At 65.2% G+C, this 4,472-nt stretch carries 6 protein-coding genes; 4 read left to right on the forward strand and 2 right to left on the reverse strand.

The window, feature by feature from the left end:
- Positions 1 to 91: 91 nt before the first annotated feature.
- A complete protein-coding gene (locus tag ACKUUH_RS17095; RefSeq protein WP_407951096.1) occupies positions 92 to 475 on the forward strand; it encodes a VOC family protein in 384 nt (127 codons plus the stop codon).
- 2 nt (positions 476 to 477) lie between these two features.
- Positions 478 to 981, forward strand: a complete 504-nt coding sequence (locus tag ACKUUH_RS17100; protein ID WP_407951097.1) for an AAA family ATPase — start codon at positions 478 to 480, stop codon at positions 979 to 981.
- A gap of 5 nt (positions 982 to 986) precedes the next feature.
- Here ACKUUH_RS17100 and tldD read toward each other — a convergent pair whose 3' ends face one another.
- Both tldD and ACKUUH_RS17110 read right to left on the reverse strand, forming a co-directional pair.
- Positions 987 to 2,420: a metalloprotease TldD gene (gene tldD, locus ACKUUH_RS17105; RefSeq protein ID WP_407951098.1), complete on the reverse strand. Its 1,434-nt coding sequence runs from the start codon at positions 2,418 to 2,420 to the stop codon at positions 987 to 989.
- 22 nt (positions 2,421 to 2,442) lie between these two features.
- Complete coding sequence (locus tag ACKUUH_RS17110) at positions 2,443 to 2,838, reverse strand: hypothetical protein (protein ID WP_407951099.1); 396 nt, start codon at positions 2,836 to 2,838, stop codon at positions 2,443 to 2,445.
- 414 nt (positions 2,839 to 3,252) lie between these two features.
- On the opposite strand from ACKUUH_RS17110, the gene coxB reads away from it, so the two are divergent.
- Both coxB and ACKUUH_RS17120 read left to right on the forward strand, forming a co-directional pair.
- A complete protein-coding gene (coxB, locus tag ACKUUH_RS17115; protein WP_407951100.1) occupies positions 3,253 to 4,098 on the forward strand; it encodes a cytochrome c oxidase subunit II in 846 nt (281 codons plus the stop codon).
- A 51-nt stretch (positions 4,099 to 4,149) separates the two neighbouring features.
- The coding region (locus tag ACKUUH_RS17120; protein WP_407951101.1) for a cbb3-type cytochrome c oxidase subunit I at positions 4,150 to 4,472 on the forward strand (323 nt) is incomplete at its 3' end.

The following is a 4,472-nucleotide window of genomic DNA, read 5'->3' on the forward strand; positions in this document are numbered from 1 at the left end:
AGGGAATCATCAATCAACACCAGCCGCCACCCTCTTTTGCAGAGAAATCCGCAGGGGGAGGGTGGGCGGCACGGAAAGGGAGGAGCGTTTCATGTTCAGTCACGTCACCATCGGGTCGAGCAATCCGGACAAGGCGGCTGCCTTCTACGACGCGGTGCTCGCGGCGCTCGGCATTCCCGTTTTCTTCAAGGCGCCGGGGCTTGCCTCCTACGGCACGGCGACGGGGCCGAAGGTCTTCGTGCTGAAACCCTTCAACGGCGAGGCCCATGTGCCCGGCAATGGCGGGCATGTCGCCTTCCTCGCGCCGGACCGCGCCTCGGTCGACGCCTTTCATGCGAAGGCGCTCGCCATGGGCGGCAGCGACGAAGGCGCGCCGGGGCTTCGGCCGCACTACCACCCGAACTATTACGGCGCTTACGTGCGCGACCCGGAAGGCAACAAGCTGCAGGCCGTCTGCCACAGCTCGAAGGGGTAGGCGTGCAGCGCATTCTTCTCATCGGCAGTCCGGGGTCGGGCAAGTCGACGCTTGCGCGTGCGCTCGGGCGGCGCTTCAACCTGCCGGTGACGCATCTCGACCGGCTCTGGTGGCAGCCCGGCTGGGTCGAGCTCGGGGCTGAGAAATTCCGCCCGCTGGTGGAAGGGCTCGTCGCGGCGGAGAAGTGGGTAATCGACGGCAATTACAGCGCGACATGGGATTTGCGCATGCCGCGCGCGGACACGATCCTCTGGCTCGACCTGCCGCGCCATGTCTGCATGCGGCGCGTGTTCCGCCGCGCGGTGACGCAGCTCGGGCGGGTGCGCAGCGACGTGGCGCCGGGATGCCCGGAACGGCTCGACATGGAATTCTTCCGCTATGTCTGGACCTTCAAGGCGGCGCATGAGGAGAAGACGATGAACGCGCTGCGCCGCTACGGGCGCCATGCGCGCATCGTCCGTCTGCGGAGCGACGAGGGAATCCGGAGGTTCATCAGCGGGATTTGAGCGTCTTACGCCGCCTTCGCCGTGCCGCCGACGGTCAAGCCCTTCACCAGCAGCGTCGGCTGGCCGACGCCGACGGGGACGCCCTGTCCGCCCTTGCCGCAGGTGCCGATGCCGGGATCGAGCTTCATGTCGTTGCCGATCATGGTGACGCGGGTGAGAACGTCCGGGCCGTTGCCGATCAGCGTTGCGCCCTTCACCGGGCGGGTGACGCGGCCGTCCTCGATCATGTAGGCCTCGGTGCAGGTGAAGACGAACTTGCCCGACGTGATGTCGACCTGCCCGCCGCCGAAGGAGACGGCGTAGAGGCCCTTTTTCACGGAGGAGAGAATTTCGTCCGGCTCGTGATGACCCGACAGCATGTAGGTGTTGGTCATGCGCGGCATGGGCTGATGCGCGTAGGATTCGCGCCGCCCGTTGCCGGTCGCGGCCATGCCCATCAGGCGGGCGTTGAGGCGGTCCTGCATATAGCCTTTCAGGATGCCGTCCTCGATGAGCACGGTGCGCGAGGTCGGCGTGCCCTCGTCGTCGATGGTGAGCGAGCCGCGGCGGTCGGCAAGCGTGCCGTCATCGACCACGGTGATGCCGGGGGCGGCGACGCGCTGGCCGAGAAGGCCGGCGAAGGCGGAGGTCTTCTTGCGGTTGAAATCGCCTTCGAGCCCGTGGCCGATCGCTTCGTGGAGCAGGATGCCGGGCCAGCCGGGGCCCAGCACCACATCCATCTCGCCGGCGGGCGCGGGCACGGCTTCGAGATTGACGAGCGCCTGGCGCAGCGCCTCGTCGACCTGCGCCTGCCATTTCAGCGGATCGATGAAGGTTTCGTAGCCCATGCGGCCGCCGACGCCGTAGGAACCCGTTTCCTGCCGGTCGCCGTCGCCCGCGACGATGGCGACGTTGAGGCGGACAAGGGGGCGGATGTCGCGGAGCGACGAACCGTCGGCGCGGATGATCTCGACCGCCTGCCACTCGCCCGCGAGCGAGGCGGAAACCTGCTGGACGCGAGAATCTTTTGCGCGCGCATAGGCGTCGATCTCGGCGAGAAGCTTTACCTTCTCCTCGAAGCTCTGCGCGCCGAGCGGGTTCTCGTCCGTATAAAGATGCGTGTTGGTGCGGGCGGGGCCTTGCGCCGCGACGCCCGTGTGTCCGGTCTTCACCGCCGTGACGGCCTCGCTCGCGCGCTTCAGTGCGGCTTCGGAAAGCTCCGAGGCATGGGCATAGCCGGTCGATTCGCCCGCGACGCAGCGCAGGCCGAAGCCCTGATTGGTGTCGAAGCTCGCGGTCTTGAGGCGCCCGTCATCGAAGCCCAGCGCCTCCGACTGGCGGAACTCCATGAAGAGCTCGCCGTCATCGGCATCGTTGAGCGTGTCGCCGACAAGGGCGGAAACGCGCTCGCGGTCGAGCCCGGTGCGGGTAAAGAAGATATCGTCGGGGGTGGAGGTCATGAAGCCTGTCCGTGAGCGTGACTTACTGCGCGAGCCATTCCTCGACCGGCACGAGCCGGCGCGGGAGGCCCGAAAGGTCGCAGGGCACGACCTGCGGCGCGCAACTGTATAGCGGATATTGCGTGACCTTGAGCGACTGGAGATCGACGAGGAAGACGCCGTTGATGCGGCCGAACCAGTTGTCCCATTGGGCAAAGCCCCAGCTCTGCCAGCCATCCGGCGGCGGCCCCACGACATCGCCTACGAGACCGGGATGGGCAGCGCAGAAGCCGACGACGCAGCGGCCGGGATCGCGCGGGGAAAGCCAGGGCGCGGCTTCCGACAGAAGCTCGGGCGCGGCGCCGCCATTCTGCGGCAGCAGCAGGCCGGCCGAGATGCGGCGGCCGAAATGGAAGTGAATGAGCGCTTCGTCACGCATGCAGGCGAATCCTCCGCAACAAATATCCAACCATTACTCTAGGACATTACTCTAGGGTATTTCGGGCCGGACGAAAGGTCCGAACCGGAATTTCACGATTTTGGCCGGGCTGGATTCTCCCGCTTATTGTGGCAAAACGTCGCAAAACCCTCCCGCCACTGTGGTTTGTCGCCGCACCGTGGCTATACTGCCCGTTGCGAGTCGTCTGCCGGGCGGAGCGCGGCGCCCGCTCAAATGTGCGAGGCCTCTCCGGCGGACCGCATCAGGGGGATGCCGCTACCGGCAAAACGAATAAGAGAACGAGTGCCGGAGCTTGCGGCGGGAAGCGCTTTATGGTTTCTGGCGGCCATCTTCCACTTTGGTCACGGGCATCCGGGCAAAGCCCGGAAACGAATTGAATAGCTGGGGATAAGCATGCGGTTTTCGAACGGATTTGGCCTTTTCGTGGCGGCTCTTGCGATCGGGCTTATTGGCGGCGGTTTCGTCTCGGCCGCGCATGCGACGCCGGTGGATGGCGGCATCGGCCTGCAGGAGGCGGTAACGCCTGTGATGCACGACCTGACGGCGCTGCATAACTGGCTCGTCATCGCAATCACGGCGATCGTCGCCTTCGTCCTGCTTCTCCTCATCATCGTGATGGTGCGCTTCAACAGCCGCGCCAACCCGACCCCCTCCAAGACCACGCACAACACGCTGCTCGAGGTCGCCTGGACGGTGCTGCCGGTGATGATCCTGGTTGCGATCGCCATTCCCTCCTTCCGCCTTCTCTATAAGGAAATCGTGATCCCCGAAGCCGAAATGACGGTGAAGGCCATCGGCTATCAGTGGTACTGGGGTTACGAATATCCGGACCATGGCGACATCTCGCTGATCTCGAACATGGTCGAGGACGCCGATCTCGAGCCGGGCCAGCCGCGCCTCTTCACCGCCGACGAGGCGCTGGTGGTGCCGGTCGACACGACGGTGCGCGTGATCGTCACCGCCGCCGACGTGATCCACGCTTTCGCGGTGCCGCAGTTCGGCGTGAAGATCGACGCCGTGCCGGGCCGACTCAACGAGACCTGGTTCCGCGCCGAGAAGACCGGCATGTATTACGGCCAGTGCTCGGAGCTTTGCGGCACGCGCCACGCCTTCATGCCGATCAACGTGAAGGTCGTGACCATGGAAGAATTCCAGGCCTGGTCCGAACAGCAGCAGGCAAGCGCCGGCTCGGACGGCAAGGTTAAACTGGCACAGGCCGCGGCGGCGGAAGCGCACTGAGCGCTCCGCTATCCGGTGAAGCAAACATCGTAAGAACGAAGGGTTAGAGAGATGGCAGGGCAAGCTGCGGGTGCACACGCCGATCACGCCGATCACCCCACAGGGTGGAAGCGGTACGTCTATTCGACGAACCACAAGGACATCGGCACGATGTACCTTATCTTCGCGATCATCGCGGGGATCGTCGGCGGCGCCTTCTCGGTGCTGATGCGTATGGAACTGCAGTATCCGGGCGACGGCATCCTGCAGGGCGACCACAATCTCTTCAACATGCTCGTGACGGCGCACGGCCTCATCATGATCTTCTTCATGGTGATGCCGGCCATGATCGGCGGCTTCGGCAACTGGTTCGTGCCGCTGATGATCGGCGCGCC

The sequence above is a fragment of the Parvibaculum sp. genome, assembly GCF_045863935.1.
Taxonomy (GTDB): Bacteria; Pseudomonadota; Alphaproteobacteria; order Parvibaculales; family Parvibaculaceae; genus Parvibaculum.